Source organism: Scopulibacillus cellulosilyticus (assembly GCF_042665295.1).
Lineage (GTDB): Bacteria > Bacillota > Bacilli > Bacillales > Sporolactobacillaceae > Scopulibacillus_A > Scopulibacillus_A cellulosilyticus.
This window is the reverse complement of sequence record NZ_JBHTCO010000005.1, coordinates 103,141-119,783: the sequence shown is the minus strand read 5'-3', so window position 1 is coordinate 119,783 and position 16,643 is coordinate 103,141. Positions and strand designations below refer to the sequence as shown.

General features: G+C 38.4%; 13 protein-coding genes. 2 read left to right on the top strand and 11 right to left on the bottom strand.

The genetic code is table 11. The features are described 5' to 3' along the window. Positions 1–194: 194 nt before the first annotated feature. A complete protein-coding gene (locus ACFQRG_RS07175) occupies positions 195–1,703 on the top strand; it encodes an AMP-binding protein (RefSeq protein WP_380965176.1) in 1,509 nt (502 codons plus the stop codon). 172 nt (positions 1,704–1,875) lie between these two features. Here the strand turns inward: ACFQRG_RS07175 and selB are convergent, their stop codons facing one another. The 4 genes from selB to ACFQRG_RS07155 all read right to left on the bottom strand — a co-directional run bounded on the left by selB (position 1,876) and on the right by ACFQRG_RS07155 (position 8,704). After that, on the bottom strand, positions 1,876–3,762 hold the full coding sequence (gene selB / locus ACFQRG_RS07170; protein ID WP_380965175.1) for a selenocysteine-specific translation elongation factor: 1,887 nt from the start codon (positions 3,760–3,762) through the stop codon (positions 1,876–1,878). A 280-nt stretch (positions 3,763–4,042) separates the two neighbouring features. After that, positions 4,043–5,518: a sugar porter family MFS transporter gene (locus ACFQRG_RS07165; RefSeq protein ID WP_380965174.1), complete on the bottom strand. Its 1,476-nt coding sequence runs from the start codon at positions 5,516–5,518 to the stop codon at positions 4,043–4,045. 552 nt (positions 5,519–6,070) lie between these two features. After that, positions 6,071–7,249, bottom strand: coding sequence for a Gfo/Idh/MocA family protein (locus ACFQRG_RS07160; RefSeq protein ID WP_380965173.1), 1,179 nt, complete (start codon positions 7,247–7,249; stop codon positions 6,071–6,073). Positions 7,250–7,939: 690 nt separating this feature from the next. After that, the gene (locus ACFQRG_RS07155) at positions 7,940–8,704 is read right to left on the bottom strand and encodes an SDR family oxidoreductase (RefSeq protein ID WP_380965172.1); all 765 of its coding nucleotides are present in this window, start codon (positions 8,702–8,704) and stop codon (positions 7,940–7,942) included. Positions 8,705–8,883: 179 nt separating this feature from the next. Here ACFQRG_RS07155 and ACFQRG_RS07150 point away from each other — a divergent pair, with 179 nt between their 5' ends. Next, complete coding sequence (locus tag ACFQRG_RS07150; protein ID WP_380965171.1) at positions 8,884–9,324, top strand: Lrp/AsnC family transcriptional regulator; 441 nt, start codon at positions 8,884–8,886, stop codon at positions 9,322–9,324. 127 nt (positions 9,325–9,451) lie between these two features. Here the strand turns inward: ACFQRG_RS07150 and ACFQRG_RS07145 are convergent, their stop codons facing one another. The 7 genes from ACFQRG_RS07145 to iolI form a co-directional block, all read right to left on the bottom strand. Next, entirely contained in the window at positions 9,452–9,649 is a 198-nt protein-coding gene (locus tag ACFQRG_RS07145; protein ID WP_380965170.1) for an IDEAL domain-containing protein, read from the bottom strand. Positions 9,650–10,100: 451 nt separating this feature from the next. Beyond that, positions 10,101–11,024 carry an AraC family transcriptional regulator gene (locus ACFQRG_RS07140; protein ID WP_380965169.1) on the bottom strand — a complete coding sequence of 308 codons (924 nt, stop codon included), beginning with the start codon at positions 11,022–11,024 and terminating at the stop codon, positions 10,101–10,103. Between the two features lie 84 nt (positions 11,025–11,108). Continuing rightward, positions 11,109–12,104 (bottom strand): LacI family DNA-binding transcriptional regulator, encoded by a 996-nt coding sequence (locus ACFQRG_RS07135; protein WP_380965168.1) that lies wholly within the window; start codon positions 12,102–12,104, stop codon positions 11,109–11,111. Between the two features lie 93 nt (positions 12,105–12,197). After that, complete coding sequence (locus ACFQRG_RS07130) at positions 12,198–13,142, bottom strand: sugar phosphate isomerase/epimerase family protein (RefSeq protein ID WP_380965388.1); 945 nt, start codon at positions 13,140–13,142, stop codon at positions 12,198–12,200. A gap of 84 nt (positions 13,143–13,226) precedes the next feature. Then, the gene (locus ACFQRG_RS07125) at positions 13,227–14,648 is read right to left on the bottom strand and encodes a sugar porter family MFS transporter (RefSeq protein ID WP_380965387.1); all 1,422 of its coding nucleotides are present in this window, start codon (positions 14,646–14,648) and stop codon (positions 13,227–13,229) included. 217 nt (positions 14,649–14,865) lie between these two features. After that, positions 14,866–15,720 carry a class II fructose-1,6-bisphosphate aldolase gene (fba, locus tag ACFQRG_RS07120; RefSeq protein WP_380965167.1) on the bottom strand — a complete coding sequence of 285 codons (855 nt, stop codon included), beginning with the start codon at positions 15,718–15,720 and terminating at the stop codon, positions 14,866–14,868. A 15-nt stretch (positions 15,721–15,735) separates the two neighbouring features. Further along, positions 15,736–16,587: a 2-keto-myo-inositol isomerase gene (gene iolI / locus ACFQRG_RS07115; RefSeq protein WP_380965166.1), complete on the bottom strand. Its 852-nt coding sequence runs from the start codon at positions 16,585–16,587 to the stop codon at positions 15,736–15,738. Positions 16,588–16,643: the final 56 nt, after the last annotated feature.

Sequence of the window (16,643 nt, the reverse complement as noted above, 5' to 3'; positions counted from 1 at the left end):
ATTAAATATCCTGGGTTGAATCCGGGCTGGTTAATATCAATTTTCCTCCAAGATAAACCAAACCATAAATGCCCAGCCAAAAAAATCGATTAACAATTAACACGTATATAATGAAATACCTTTTAAAAATCGGTTGGGGTAAAAAAATTACAATGGAATTAATAAAGTGAATAACTATAGGAGGTCAATATTATATGAACTTGAATATACCAGAACAAGTCAATTTATATGATGAAATAGAAAAACAATCCAAATTAAATCCAAATAAGATCATTATCGAAGATCAAGGCGGCTCACTTTCATATAGTCAATTTTTGTTTTTAGTAGATGCTTTAAGTAAGAAAATAAACGAATTCATCTCTCACGAAGAAAGAGTAGGTTTATTTTTACCGAACGTCATCGGCCAAGTCACTGCCTTGTTTGCCCTGTTTAAAAATGGCCAAACGCCGTGTTTATTAAATTTTTCGATGGGAACGCAAAATATTATTGATTGCATGGAAACAACAGCTTTGCAAACGGTTATTACATCAAGGGAATTTGTCGAAAAAGCTCAGTTATCGTTAGTGGTTGAAGAAATGCAAAAAAACGTCAAGATCATTTATCTGGAAGATTTAAAAGAAGGGATGGATTCAGGCCATAAAGTTGCCAGACGAGTTGACGTGCCCTCAACAAGAAAAGGAAAATCGACAGAGATTATTTTATTTACCTCAGGGACTGAAAATAAGCCGAAAGGTGTTATTCTCACGCATCGGAATATTTATGCAAATATCAGGCAAGTTTTATCCGTTGTTGATATAAATGAAAAAGACCGCATATTTAATCCGCTGCCATTGTTTCACGCTTTTGGACTGACAGTGGGCGCTGTCCTTCCTTTTGTTGCTAATGTCAAATCATTTTTATATTCCTCCCCTCTGCATTATAAAGAAATCCCAAAAATGATCCAGAAGGACAAAAGCACAATTTTTGTAGCGACCAATACTTTTTTTGATCATTATGGCAAATACGCAACAAGGGAAAACCTTGAGACGCTTCGAATTGTTGTATCAGGAGGAGAAAAGCTTAAAAAGGATGTCTTTGATAAATACCAACGTGACTTTGGCATTACAATTTTACAAGGATATGGGGCGACTGAGACATCTCCCATTATTGCATTAAATACTCCTGATTTTAATAAGGAAGGATCAGTCGGAAAACCGCTCCCCTTAATGAAATGTAAGATTGATCAAGTTGAAGGGATTAATGAAGGCGGTAACTTGTTACTGAAGGGACCAAATGTCATGAAAGGTTATCTTATTCATGGAAAGGGATTCATTCCATGCGGGGAGTGGTTTGAAACTGGAGATATAGTGACCATTGATGACGAAGGCTATATCTTTATTATCTCGAGATTAAAACGCTTTGCCAAAATTGCCGGCGAAATGATTTCATTAAATAAGATTGAGGAACTTGCATTAGAGTGTTTTGGAACATCTTCCTTTTATACTGTGAGCACCCCTGAGAAGCGAAAAGGTGAAAAGATTATTATGTTCACCACAGAAAAGGACATTACTGAGAAAGCGTTTAAAACATTCATCAAACAAAAGAAAATATCATCATTATATTATCCTAAAAAAATTGAATATATTGATGAGGTCCCGCTGCTTCATAGCGGTAAACCAAATTATCAGAAATTAGAGGAAATGGCTAAAGGAAATGATAAATAGTTGTTCTTTAACTAAGCAAATTCAAAAATTAACATAAAGACAAGCAGTTAAGTTGTTCTTGGAGTGGTTATAAGCGTTACTCTTTGTTATAAATATCACGTTTTTTTAATAAAAAACGTGATATTTATTTTAATGGAGGGTTTGTCTGACCTGCTAACCAGCCAGTCCTCTTTTACCTTAGCCAACTTCTTTTGTTTCCTTCCCGCTTCGTCCAACCAATTGCGTCACAGCACTCCAAGAATGGTATCAGATACTTTCTTGATAGACCCAGAATTTCCTTAGCTTCTTGAACTGTAAACAAATCATTGGTATTGTCCTTCAATAAATGAACATGGTTATAAAAAACTTCATGTTTTACAAGGTGGTCTTTATCAAGCGAGACGGCCTGCTCTGTGTTAATTAAAAATTGCCTTAATTCATTTTGATAGTTATCTGGAATTTGCTGTGACTCGCAAATGGCTGTCCATGTGTCAATTTGTAATCCTTGTTCATTCAGACTGTCGATAGCGTTTGACATTCTGGTTCGCCATGCTTTTGGCAAATAAGGCTTAAATTCAGCAATGCGAATCACATGTTGATCAACAATTATTTTACGCTCATCCCTTAATTGCTTGAAGGATTTCTGAACTAACGAATTTGGCGCATTGACTGTTTTCAGCCATTCTGCTTTTTGCTGCCCCATTCTCATAGTGAATGTCTCGTGGTAGCGCTGTAATGCTTGAAGGAGTTTCGTCTTTATTTTTTCAAGCGTATCTTTTAATCCATATTGCCCTTTATCCAATGAAACAATGATGTTTTTTTCAAGTTGATCATAAATTACCTTTTCACATTCATCTGCCGTAAGCCCCGTCACTCGAATAAGTCCTTCTTTATCAAGGACCGTTTGTTCATAAAGCGCTTGGATAACTAATTCATCAGGTGTGCCTTTTGCTTTCTGTTCAAGCTGCCTGACTGTTTGTTCACCAAATTTATGCTTTGAAACCTGTACATCAATCACAACACCGCCGCCGATTGTTTCAACTGGTGTCGGACGCCTTAATATAAAACGGTCGCCCTTTTTTGCTACAATAGGCTTATCTAATTGCAGCTGTGCGTAAAAGCGTTCCCCTGCACCTGCTTTATTTCTGTCAAAAAGGATAACTTTACCCATGGCAACAGCCGTACCAATATGACATACAACCGGCATCCGCTGTTTAATAGGATATTCTATGTCTTTCAGTATTTGAACATCGACATCAATACGGTCTGTCGGTGTGTATACCTTTTCATCGGAAACAAGAACATCTCCTCTTGTCAGTTCATCCCGTGAAAGACCTAACAAATTAATAGCAGCCCTTTGTCCTGCAAAAGCAATCTTCTTATCTTCATGGTGAACCTGAATGCTTCTTGCTTTTGTCTTTTTTCTTTTTGGCAAAAGGATGAGTTCTTCTCCTTCTTGGATATTGCCATTAAAAATAGTGCCTCTGGCAATCGTCCCGAAACCATGTAAGGTGAATACATCGTCAACAGGCAATCGAAATGGTTCATTGATATTTTTTGGTTTTAATGTTTGACACTTTCTAGTAATCGCTTGTCTTAATGAATCAATCCCTTCTCTAGTTAAACTGTCTACCTTAAATATTTGCGCTCCGGAAAAAGGAGTTTCAGAGAAAGCCTCTTTGACTTCACTCTCAACAAGGGTAAGCCATTCTTCATCGACCAAACCAACTTTTGTTAGAATAATAAACGCATCTTTTAATCCCAGTAATGTTAAAATATCGATATGTTCTTTTGTTTGCGGCATTATTCCTTCGTCTGCCGCAATAACGATCAAGACCATATCGATCCCGGCAACGCCGGCGATCATTTGCCGAATGAACTTCTCATGACCGGGTACGTCAATAACAGCGGCACGATGGTCAGCGTCAAAATTCAAATAGGCAAATCCATTCTCAATGGAAATATGGCGTTCTTTTTCATCCTTTAAACGGTCTGTTTCAATATGAGTTAAAGCTTTTGTTAAGGCAGTTTTGCCATGATCAATATGTCCCGCAACACCGATTGTGATATTTGATTCCATTTTCCCGCTCCTTTCCTGTTTAATTTTAAACCTCAGTTATGTACACATTTATTAGTAAAACTTCTTAAAAAATAGGCAGCATACTTTCCTCTTTTAATTGCTTTAACACTATAACTCTTGATACCTTAAATATAATACAATATGAGGCCAGAGCAAATATGCCATAACTTCAGCGCCCCCTCTTGCTATGTCTTTAAAGCTTAACCTTAGCCTTTTCACTATAAATAAAAATGCTGAACAAATTAGAAAAACTTGTTCAGCATTTTCCCCTATAAGTACTCTATTTTGTCAACATTGTTGCATTTTGACTGGCACTTTGACTATTGTAGGTTCGGAAATGATGCTCCAGCTGTTCAAGTGTTACACCTCTGGTTTCCGGCATGAATTTTTTTACAAATAAGATAGCTGCTATTCCAAGAATTACAAAGACAAAGAACGTTGTGGACAGCCCAATGCTGGCAAGCAATACCGGGAAAGTAAGACCAATAATGAAGTTCATGATCCAAAGGCAAAATACGCATAACCCCATCCCGGCTCCCCGTAAACGCATTGGGAAAATCTCTGAAAGCACAAGCCATGTGACCGGTCCAACTGACCCTTGCATAAAGGCAAGAAACATAACTGTTAATGAAAGGACAACAAACGGAAGTGCTGTTGTTCCTTTTAGCAATATTGAAAATATTCCAATAAGCAGAAGTGCTGTGGTTGTACCAGCCAAACCAATGATCAGCATTGGACGGCGGTTAATTTTACCAAGCAGCCAAATACCTATTAAACATGCTGCAACTGAAATAATGCCATTCGCAATATTGCCGATAAGTGCAGCCTCTGTTCCAAAACCTGCATCCTTTAGAATTTCTGTACCATAGTACATAATTGAGTTAACGCCCGTAATTTGGTTTACAAGGGCGACTCCTATCCCGATAAACACAAGACGTCTCACCCACGGGACATTCAAATCTTTTAAGGTTACTTTCTCCCTTTTTATCTTGGCCTCTTCATCAACAGCTGCTTCAATTTCTTTAAGTTCCGATTTAGCCCGATTCTCTTCGCGTATCTGCCTGAGGACACGCAAGGCGTCTCCAAATTTCCCCTTCGATGCAAGGAAGCGCGGGCTCTCAGGAACAATAAGCATGCCGAACCATAAGACAACTGCAGGAATTGAGGCAATAACCAGCATGTACCTCCAAACATCTCCGCTTTCACCTAAAGTACTGCCAATAATAGCATTAAAAGTGAAAGCCAAAAATTGCCCGGAAACGATCATCAGTTCATTTTGGCTAACCATGCGTCCCCGGCGCTCCGCAGGTGACATTTCTGCTAAAAAGGTCGGTACTGTTACCGACGCACCGCCTACGGCAAGTCCCAGTAAGAAACGGCAAATAACCATAACCGTTGTGTTTGGTGAAAAGGTACATCCCAACGCAGCAATAAAGAACAAGATTGCAAGTGAAAGAATCGTTTTGCGACGGCCATTTCGATCTGACAGCCTCCCTCCGAATATTGAACCAAATGCGGCGCCTAAAAGCAGTGAACTTGTAACCAGCCCCTGAGTGAACGGATTGAGGTTGAGCTGATCGGGTTGAGACATATAAGGCAAGGCGCCATTGACAACACCCGTGTCGTATCCAAAGAGAAGTCCTCCAAATGTCGAAACGATCGTAATAGTTCGCAGAAATGCCTTCGGGGTGCGTTGTTTCTGTATTGTTTCTGAACCTATTTCTGCAGAGACTGTATCCGCTAATTGTTTTTTCATATATACTCTTCTCCTCCTAAGGATTAAGTGCATTTTTCAAAACATTATATAAGCAATAAAGAATCCCTAACAAGAAATCGCTTTCAAAACAGTCAACAAATATTATGATAGTTAGCATAATCACCGAATACTTTGTTTAAATACCGACTAATAATATTTATTTTTAAATAAAGATTGCTTTATTAAAAACTCACCTCCAAACTTCCAATGTAATCGATTGCATTCATTCAAAAAAATTTACGATATAACTTTTTATAATGGCTTTCAAAAATAACTATTAACAAGTTCATTCTAAAGTATCGATTCATTTTCTATTAACGATTTTAAAAAAATCCAGCTCCCAAATTATTTAAGTTTGAAATTGAATGTAATCGATTGCAAAAATCTATTGAAATATATACTATAAATATATAATATAAAAAATTATCTGTCAATATTTTTAATAAAAATTTTATAGTAAAGAAGGGTACCTTATTAACCTTATTATAAGACTTTTAAGACACCCTCTTCTCTGCGCTTTTTAATTCGTACCAGGCAGTCTTAATAAACTAGCTATTCAAAGTTTACCCAAACTGCACCTTTATCGGCTGACCGCACACAATTTTCAATCCAGCGAACACCTTCCAAACCTGCGTCGATGTCAGGATATACAAGATTTTTTAAGGTTTCTTCATCTCCTCGGTTTTTAGCATCCATAGCAATGGCAAATTTGAGATAAATATTTGCCCAAGCATCAGACAAGCCTTCTTGATGCAGCGCCGCCAGCCTTTCATCGGTATTACAGCTGTCATCCAAATAAGACATACCGCGAATCAAGGTTTGGACAGGTTCTCCTTGAACTTCATAGGTTAATTCATTAGGTTTGCTGTCCCACCATTCCAAGCTCGCCTTAGAACCAACAATGCGGATTCTGTGGCCATCCATGCATCCCGCGTTAATAGAAGATGTCCACATAGTTCCTACTGCGCCATTTTCATAGTGCATGAGAATATGGGCATTGTCCTCTAATGGTGCACGGCTTCCGACAAAACTTTGTCGGTCACATAGCAACTCTTTTATTTTCATATGCGGCATGATCAACTGAGACATATAATAAGTATGGGTAGATAGATCCCCCAAAACAAAACTTGGTCCGGCAACTTTAGGGTCAACACGCCATTTTTGCGCTTCACTTGTTTTATCCGCTTCATCATTACAACTGAAACCGTGAGTATACTGCAAATCTACCACGCGAATCTCGCCGATTTTTCCTTGCTCAATCATTGCACGCATTTGCAGAAGCATTTGGTTACCGGAAAAACCATAAGTGACGCCGACTATTTTTCCTTTTTCCTCTGCCAAGGCCTTAACTTCTCTCACTTCATCAGAAGTAAAAAACAATGGTTTTTCGCAAATAACGTGTAATCCCGCCTCTAAAGCTGCCTTGCATATTTCATAATGGGTTCCGTTAGGCGTTGCAATGGAGACAGCCTCAATGCCATCCTCTCTCTTTGCTTCTTCAGAAAACATCGTTTGATAGTCCGGATACAAACGGTCTTCTGCAACACCGAGATTGACACCAAAATCCTTACCTCTATCAGCGTCTATATCAAATGCCCCTGCCACTAATTGAAAAGCCGTATTATCCCTAAGTGCACCGGTACGGTGTTTATATCCGACCTGGCTGCTCCGGCCGCCGCCAACCATTGCCCAGCGCAATGGCCTTGAAATTTTTTTCTCTCCATTTAACATAGTAAGTCCTCCTTTTTAAATGAAAAGCCTTTATATTTCATAGATTAATAGCGAAGAAACACTAGTGTAACCGCTTTATTTCGGTTGGATATCCAATCAATCATTAATGATTTATAGTGTCATTATAGGACAACGCCTCACCATTTTCTTTATATTATCAAGACTTGTTTTTGTCTTTTGAAGACATCTTGCTTAAAATAAAGAAAACTTGCCGATTGGCTAGCCTTAGAAAGTGAAGACAGAGGCTTAGTTGCCTTTTACTGATATGACTGAAGCTGTCAAGCTCCTTGCACTTTTTATGTGCGATGCTGATTTTTGAGCGATCTTAAGCACAAAGAGCACAATTTAGTGTTCTTCACTGCAACTTTATATGGAGCAGCGGGCATGAATCAGTTGTTAGATGCCGTTCAGAAGTCTGCAGAGACCGGTAAAAAAAATACTTTTAATAAATGAGTAATAATCACTTATATCTTTTTATTTGGGACCCGGCAAAAAAACGTCAAAAATAAATGGTATAGAATCAAAAACATTCCTTTTTGATCCGCTCACAAATAGGCCAGGGAAAATTCATTTATTTTGTTGAATTTACCCTGTATATTTCTATTTTAACTCACCGTTCTAATTGAAAAGGAGATACAGGGATATCAAAATTAAGATCCGGTTTTGAAATGTCTTTAGTTTTTCGGAACCCTATAAACGAAAACCTCCTGAAACATCCAAAACTTGCCCCGTTATCCAACGACTATCAGAAGAAGCAAGGAATGCTACTGCATCTGCAATATCTTCAACCATCCCCAATCGCTTAAACACAGAAGATTCAGTAGCGAAATTTCGTATTTCTGGATCATCCAGTAACTTAGCATTGATATCCGTCTTCGTATATCCCGGCATAATCGTATTAACTGTTATACCTCTTTCTCCAAGATGTTTAGCTAGAGGGAGAGTCATAGTATTAAGCGCCCCTTTACTTAAACCATATGCAATTGATCCAGTTAAACCAATTCGTACTTCGGCTGAAGAAATGTTAATAATACGAGCTTGTTCTCGCAGCCGCGGCAATGCTTGCTGGATTAAGAAGAACGGTGCTTTGATATTGACAGCAATGATTTCATCAAAAGCTTCTTCTGTCGTATCTTCAATAGTTCCCTGTGTACCTATACCTGCATTGTTTACTAGAATATCAATTGCTGATGTACCAACTCTTATTTGCAGTTCTTTATCTAATTGTTCTATTAGTTTTTTGACACCACTGATCGAATTAAGTTCAGCTTCAACTGTGAAGGCTTTCCCTCCATTAGATTCAATCTCTCTAATCGTTTGATCTGCAGCCGTTTTATTTCTGCCAAAGTGAATGGCGACTAATGCACCATCTTGTGCCAGCCTCTTAGCGATAGCACGGCCTATTCCACGACTGGCTCCTGTTACTAACGCAACTTTCCCATCAAGATGCTTCATTTTTTTCATCCTTCCCCAATTTGTTTACTCACTTCTTGTTATGGTATAGATGTATATTTACATTTTATTTAAATATCAGGATTTTTAAATGCATATTTATAAATAAATTGTTTATTTAACTTATGATATTATATGTATAAATCGCCATTTACTTTTAAAATAAAATAAGGAGGATAGCTATGAAAAATACAGTAAAATTGGATGCAATAGATCATAAAATCATGAATTTGTTGTATGAAAACGCGAGAATCCCCGTTACAGAAATAGGACGGGTGATATCGATGACGCAGCCTGCTGTTAAAGAACGGATTAACAAGCTCGAAGAACAAGGGGTTATAGAGGCTTACAGGACGAAATTTGAGCCTTCCAAAATTAATAAAAACATTCAGGCATTCATTATGTTTAAAACAAGCCAATGTTCTGATTTTGTACAATTTTGTAAATCAGCTCCTGAAGTAACGGACTTATATCGGATTAGCGGGGAATTTAATTATATGATGAAAGTAATGATCGATTCGATGGATTCTCTTGCTACTTTTTTAGATTCTTTAATGAAATTTGGATTATCGTCTCCTTTAATCGTTTTAAAGAACGAATTTGAGGAGAAAATATCGTTCTGATAAGGGGAATCTTGTTAATTTAACAACTTTAACTAAATAGCTCCTAATCAAAACCACCCGTGAAACGGGTGGTTTTGATTAGGAAAACAGCTTAGTATGGTGCTGCCCCATATATAACAGTTTGTTTTTAAAGAATATTCTTCAATTCCTCTGTTAATCTTAGGAATTCGTCTTTGTTTCGATCCTGTAATGATTGGTCAATCCGTTTGAGGATTTGCTCTTTCTGAAAATCACGAAGGGCTTTATTTAACAACATTTCAGCAAGTTCCGAATCCGTGGCGTTTACTTCAGATTGCGGTGATATATTAAGCAAATTCCTTTCCATAGGAAACCAACTCCTTGACCTTTTTTCTATTATACTAACTAAATTCATACTATTCAAATACTTCATTTGGCAGTTCCATGGTATTTATAACCAATGGGTTTCAATTATAGGTTAAATAACTGCGCAATCCCCCCTCTGCCATAACGCGGAATGGCTTTTTGTTCATGTGTACGCTCCTTTCAAGTCCTTTCGCCAAACACCTAAAGGTATGATCCATTAATGGAATTAATGAGTATCCGCTTTTGCGCCCTATAATGCGCTTTAAGTAAACTTAACTAAAAACAAGTGAGGATAACACATTTGTTTCGCTAAAAGGCTCTTCTAACCTACGATGTTACAAGTAAGGTGCTAGCTTCCTTCATGATAACTTGGAACTTAAAATTGGCCCCTACTTCGAATCGACAACTCTGTTGCCAAGTTCTTGCTTAAAATAAAAGCCCCCGCTTTAACATTAAGCGAGGGATAAGTCTGATTTATTATATGAAGTTGTTTTTAGGTCAATATAAAGTGAGCGGAAATGCCCGGGTGAGGCGCCTATCTCAGAAGTAAACACGCGGGTAAAATAATGAACAGTTGCAAAACCGGTTTTTTCAGCAATGTCATTGATGGATAAATCTGTTTTCTTAAGCAATGTGGCGGCTTTCTGTATTCTTTCCTTTTTAACAAATTTTGAGTAGCTGACACCTAATTCAGACACAAATATTCGGGACAAGTGCCGGCCTGATATGTGCAGATACCCGGCTACTTCAGTTAATTTTAAAGGATGCGCAAGATTATCTCTAATATATAATTTCGCTTGATGAAGGAGCGGAGAAGATGTCTTAGGTAAACGCCCTTGATTCTCACTTTGCAAGGACGGAACAAAAGTTTGCAGTAACGAAAGGATGAAAGCATAAGCTAAATTGGTTAGTATGTCTTCTAAAAAAGCATTTTCGGGCTGGGCTGCTTGGATAAGCAAAGATTTCCAAAGCAAAGCAGCGGTTGTGTGATCTTTTACATCTAATACCACTTTAGGACAATGCTTTGCTTTCTCCATTATTCTTATCCATTCTTCATTCGATTCTGATTCTATTAATTCAAATCCAATATATAGGAGAAACAGACCGCTTTTACTTTTGATTTGGTGTAAAATATCCGGTCTTGAAAGAAACATTTTATCCTTTTGAAGCGGATAGGTCATATCATCATCTATATAAATGCCTTCCCCATCAACGACATAACACGCTTCAAAAAAGGAATGCTTATGACATTGAGTATTATAATGATTTGGCATGACTCCCCAATAATGAACATGAAAAGATGCGCTGTTTTGCATTATATAGTTGGCATATTGGTTCAAAGCAACTTTCCCCGAAAGATATTTATTTAAATACAAAAAGATGACCTCCTAACCTCTATAAAGTAAAAGAGGGCTGCGATACCAACAGCACCCTTTTAATTATGCAATTTAGCTGCTCTATTAAGATTTAGAAACACTTGATTCCCTGATGATTAATTCATCCATTAAAACAAACTTTTTCTTTTGTAAAGTTTCACCATTTATTAATTTTAATAATAAATCCATTGCTTTTTGACCAATTTCATATTTAGGTTGGTTAATCGTCGTAATATTAGGTTCATAAACTGATGACATCTTAAGATTATCAAAGCCGACGACCGCTATATCTTCAGGAACATTAAGCCCGCTGTCTTTGACAGCTTTTATAGCTCCAATCGCCATTTCATCATTAAAGACAAAAACAGCAGTAGGCGTATTTTCAAACGCTAATAGTTTTAGCATCTGATTATAAGCTGATTCAAAGCTAAAATCGCCTTCTTGGATGAACGCAGGGTCAATTTTCAAATCGTGGCTAAGCAGCGCCTGCTGATAGCCTTTTAACCGATCTCGGCTAAGGACAACATTCATAGGACCTGTGATATGGGCAATTTTAGTATGTCCTAACTCAATTAAGTGTTCCGTTGCTTTTCTGGCACTGCTGATATTATCGATAGAAACTGTTGGAATATCAAGGCCGTCAATATATTCACATGCAAGTACCATGGGAAATTGACTTGAAAACTTTTTTAAATCTTCTTTATCAATTCTGGCTGTTAACAGCACCATGCCGTCCGCTTGTTTCTGGAGCAATAAATTAGCATATTCCCGTTCTCTTTCAGGATCGTTCTCGGTATCTCCTAAAATAACCTGATAACCGTTGTTAACTGCGGTATGTTCAATCCCCCTGAGTACTTCGGAAAAGAAAGCATCTGTTATATCGGGAACAACAACTAAAATTGTTTTTGTTTCCCTTGTTCTAAATTGCCTTGCAACTATGTGCGGCTGGTAATTCAGTTCCTTTATAACCTTCATGACTTTTTCTCTAGTATCTTTGCTTACCTTTTCCGGTTGACTTAGAACCCTGGAAACAGTTGCAGTAGAAACATTGGCTAATTTTGCAACATCACTCATTTTCATATAATCACCTTATTTTATTGTATTCGATTACATTTAAAATTAAAATAATTTCTGTCTTAAAAGGTAAAAAAGATACTGAATCAGTTTAAATAATTATTCAAATTCCCTTGGCAATGCCTCTTTAAGAACTTTTATTGATTTTTTTACTCCTGTAAGCGGATCCATCGTTAAATCTTCCATTTCAAGGTTGACAGGTCCATCGTAACCAGTCATTTTAACAACTGAAAAGAATTCCTTCCACCAGCTCTTATCATGCCCATGTCCAAGTGCCACATAATTCCATGAACGTTCAGCAAAGCTTTCCATCGGTTTTGTTTCGATAAGGCCTTGGACACCCGTTATACCTTTTTCTAAACGGACATCTTTGGCGTGAACATGATACATTGTATCACCCAATGCCCTTGCTGCTATGATTGGATCGCCGCCCATCCACATTAAATGGCTTGGGTCAAAATTCATGCCGACCATCTCTCCAACTTCATTTCTTAATTTAAAAAGCGTTTCCGGATTATATACTAAATTATTCCCGTGATTTTCTAATGCTATTTTTTCAATGCCGTGTTCTTTCGCCAGCTTTACTGTTTTCTCCCAATACGGGAAGGCGACTTCATGCCATTGCCATTGAAGGATTTCTTCATGAATAGGCAGAAAGCTGGTTGTTATCCAGTGACTGATTGTCTCGTTTGGTCCTCCGCCCGGACAGCCGGACATCATCACAATGGTCTTTACCCCTAAAAACTCCGCAAGCTGGAATGTCTTTTCGACGACAACCTTATGAGCTTCTCCTTCTTCATTTGGTGTTAATTGGTGACCTGAACAGTTTAATGCCGATATTTCAAGACCTCTGGCATTAATAGCATTTAAAAACTGTTCCCTTTTTGAAGCACTGCTTAATAATCCATCAAGGTCAACATGGGGTGCTTTTGACCAGTTGCCGCATCCTAATTCTAAAACTTCAATGCCCAGCTCTGCACAAGTATCGAGCATGTCTTCAAAAGGCATATAACCTAAAGCATCCGTAACAAAACCAAGTTTCATCATCACAATCCCTCCATACACAAATGTTCAGATAAGTTTGCGCTTACAAAATGTCTGTTATCGGTATTCAGTAAGTACCGCTTTTTACTCAGCTTTTCTTGATACTGCCTCTTGGGTACCTCTGTTATTAAAGGTTCGAAAGTCATGTTCTAACTGTTCAAGTGTGCGTCCTTTTGTTTCAGGCAAGTATTTTTTCACGAATGCAATGGCTAGAATTCCTAAAACCACGAAGACGAAGAACGTTATAGATAAACCAATCTTATCAAGTAAAATCGGGAATAATAATCCAATAAGAAAGTTCATTATCCAAAGACAAAAGACAGTGACGCCCATACCGAGACCCCGCAGCCGCAGCGGGAATATTTCCGAAAGCATCAACCATGTTACTGGTGAAATAGCTCCCTGCTGGAAGGCAAGAAACATGACTGTTAAGATCAGTACAATAAATGGAAGAGCGGCTGTTCCCTTAAGAACGAGTGAAAAAATCCCGATAAGCAGAAGCGCTGTCGTCGTCCCTATTTGTCCTGTTAACAACATTGGACGGCGGCCGACCTTGCCTAGGAGCCAAATCCCGACAAATGTTGCCAAAACAGAGATGACACCATTAGCAATGTTGCCGATAAGCGCTGCTTCTGTTGCAAAACCTGAATCTTTGAGGATAACCGTACCGTAATACATAATCGAATTGACACCCGTTATTTGCTGTACAATGCCAATACCAATCCCGATAAATACAATACGGCGCACCCACGGTACAGCCAAATCTTTAAAGGTTGCTTTCTTTATACCGGCTTCTTCGGCAATGGCTGCTTCGATTTCATTAAGTTCCGATTCTGCCCGGTTCCCTTCGCGTATTTGCTTTAAGACACGCAAAGCATCTCCTAATTTCCCTTTCGATGCCAGAAAGCGCGGACTCTCCGGTACAATAAACATTCCGAACCATAGGATAATTGCCGGAAGGGTTGCAATAACCAGCATATATCGCCAAACATGACCGCTTTCACCTAATGTACCGCCAATAATGGCGTTAAAAACAAATGCCAGCAGCTGGCCAGTAACGATCATCAACTCATTCTGCGTAACCATTCTGCCCCGAACCTCAGCAGGCGACATTTCTGCTAAAAAGGCCGGAACCGTTACAGACGCGCCTCCAACAGCAAGTCCAAGAATGAAACGAAAGATAACCATAACAGCTGCGTTCGGCGAAAAAGTACAGCCAAGTGTCGCAATAAGAAACAATACCGCAAGATAAAGAATGTTTTTGCGGCGGCCGTGACGGTCAGATAAACGGCCGCCGAATACTGCACCGAGCGCCGCACCTAATAGAAGCGAACTCGTAACAAGACCTTGAGTAAATGAGTTAAGATTCAACTGATCCGCTTGAGACATATAAGGCAAAGCACCGTTAATAACACCCGTATCATATCCGAACAGAAGTCCTCCGAATGTCGAGACTAAAGTGATGGTACGTAAAAATGCCTTGGGTGTACGCCGGTTTTTAGTTATTTGCGATGTATCTCCGTAGACCGGGGGCTCATTATTCAATTAAACTACCTCCCTAAAATTCAATAAATATCACAAACACCTTTTTGATCCTTACAAGAAAGAAATCGTTTACAAAAAATACCTTGATAAAATTGAAGATTTAAAAAATTCTTATGTTATGCAATCGATTACATTAGGAGATGTCTTTTAATCTTATAATAAGACATCTCCCTTAATTTTAGGCTTTATGGCTGGATTTAAATTCTTTTATTTTGCCTTTAACGGTTGCAATGATTGCTTCTTTACCCGGTATTGTTATTGTCCGTAAATCGTAAACCTCACAGTCATTCGCTAACACTTCACGGACAGCATTAGTCCAGGCTTGCAGGCATTCTGTATTAACATTAATTTTGGCGTGGCCTAATTCAATGGCTTTCCTGATTTGATAATCCGGTATCCCAGAACCGCCGTGCAGAACAAGAGGAACTCCTGTTATTTCCGAAATTTGTTTCATCTGATCGAAGCCAAGCTTTGGTTCACCTTGATAAGGTCCATGGACTGAGCCAAGAGCTGCAGCTAATGCATCAATTCCAGCTTCATTAACAATACGGAAGCATTCATTAGGATCAGCATATTTTATTCCGCCAATCAGACCATCTTCCATACCGCCCACTGTTCCAACTTCCGCTTCAACGGATATTTGATAAGGATGGGCATAGTCAACAACTTGTTTGGTCATGGCAATATTTTCGTCAATTGGATAATGCGAACCGTCGATCATAACTGAGGTGAATCCGGCATCAATGGCCTTTTTACATCGCTCGACACTCATGCCGTGATCTAAATGCAGCGCTACCGGAACGGTTATCGCCATTTCTTTAACAAGATTTTTAATCATGGCGGCAATAGTTTTAAAACCGCCTAAATAATCAACGAGTCTGTCGGAAGCCGCAACAATGACAGGAGCGCGTTCTTCTTCTGCGGCTTGTAAAATAGCTTGTGCCCATTGCAGGCTGTTAATATTAAATTGTCCAACGGCGTAACGGTCTTCTTTTGCTTTTATCAGCATATCTTTCATAGATACTAGAGTCACGGATCCCGCCTCCTTTTATAAAGAGACTAATTGAAAATCGAAATACTTTGATACGACTTCAATTGTTGTATCTTTAGCTGTCTTAATTGCTTCTTCAGCGTCTAATTTGTAATATTCGGGTCTGAATAATTCAACAGATACTGCCTCGGAGAAACCTATCCCTTTTAATGTTGATAAGATACTGTCCAGATCAATAGCGCCTAATCCCGGCCAAACCCTGTCTTCATCTGTCAGGAAACCAATAGGGAAATCTTCCGTATCATCAATATGCAAAATAAAGATTTTTGAACCGTCCGCTCTTTTCAAGTCTTCCAAGTTAGAACCCATGGCATGAAAATGGAAACAATCAAGCACTAATCCGACATTCTCACGATTAACGGTTTCAATGATATCGTAAGCTTGTCCGAATGTATTAACTGTGCATTGCGGATGACCGACAAATTCGACAGCGATTTTAATGCCATACGGCCGGGCAATATCGGATAACTCTTTTAATACTTCAACACAGCTGTTTTTAATATCTTTCTTTAATATTTTTTCTTCTGTGACAAGCGGAACAGCTACGACATATTTAATGCCCAGCTTTTGACCGGTTTCCATCATGTCTTTGAATTCACTGATAATTTCTTTATACCCGGCTTCATCACGATTATTGAAAAAAACTAACGCATTAAAGGCTAATGGTTTAATGTGATGCGAACGAAAGAAATTCGCTAAATCATCAATAGAATTTTCTTTTAAATATTCAGGGAGTTTGTCCATTGTCCGTATTTCGATATAATCATAGCCATGCTTATCGCAATACACCAAGTCCATGGCAAGATTAGAATTTTCTAATGTTGTCGCTTGATTAAAACAAAGTTTCATTACCGCCATCTCCATTATTTCAAATTACAGAACCTTTTTATTAGAACAGGTATTGT

Excerpts from the sequence above, each read along its gene's own strand:
- ACFQRG_RS07175 (WP_380965176.1), top strand. The coding sequence starts at position 195 with ATGAACTTGAATATACCAGAACAAGTCAATTTATATGATGAAATAGAA.
- selB (WP_380965175.1), bottom strand. The coding sequence starts at position 3,762 with ATGGAATCAAATATCACAATCGGTGTTGCGGGACATATTGATCATGGC.
- ACFQRG_RS07165 (WP_380965174.1), bottom strand. The coding sequence starts at position 5,518 with ATGAAAAAACAATTAGCGGATACAGTCTCTGCAGAAATAGGTTCAGAA.
- ACFQRG_RS07160 (WP_380965173.1), bottom strand. The coding sequence starts at position 7,249 with ATGTTAAATGGAGAGAAAAAAATTTCAAGGCCATTGCGCTGGGCAATG.
- ACFQRG_RS07155 (WP_380965172.1), bottom strand. The coding sequence starts at position 8,704 with ATGAAGCATCTTGATGGGAAAGTTGCGTTAGTAACAGGAGCCAGTCGT.
- ACFQRG_RS07150 (WP_380965171.1), top strand. The coding sequence starts at position 8,884 with ATGAAAAATACAGTAAAATTGGATGCAATAGATCATAAAATCATGAAT.
- ACFQRG_RS07145 (WP_380965170.1), bottom strand. The coding sequence starts at position 9,649 with ATGGAAAGGAATTTGCTTAATATATCACCGCAATCTGAAGTAAACGCC.
- ACFQRG_RS07135 (WP_380965168.1), bottom strand. The coding sequence starts at position 12,104 with ATGAAAATGAGTGATGTTGCAAAATTAGCCAATGTTTCTACTGCAACT.
- ACFQRG_RS07130 (WP_380965388.1), bottom strand. The coding sequence starts at position 13,142 with ATGAAACTTGGTTTTGTTACGGATGCTTTAGGTTATATGCCTTTTGAA.
- iolI (WP_380965166.1), bottom strand. The coding sequence starts at position 16,587 with ATGAAACTTTGTTTTAATCAAGCGACAACATTAGAAAATTCTAATCTT.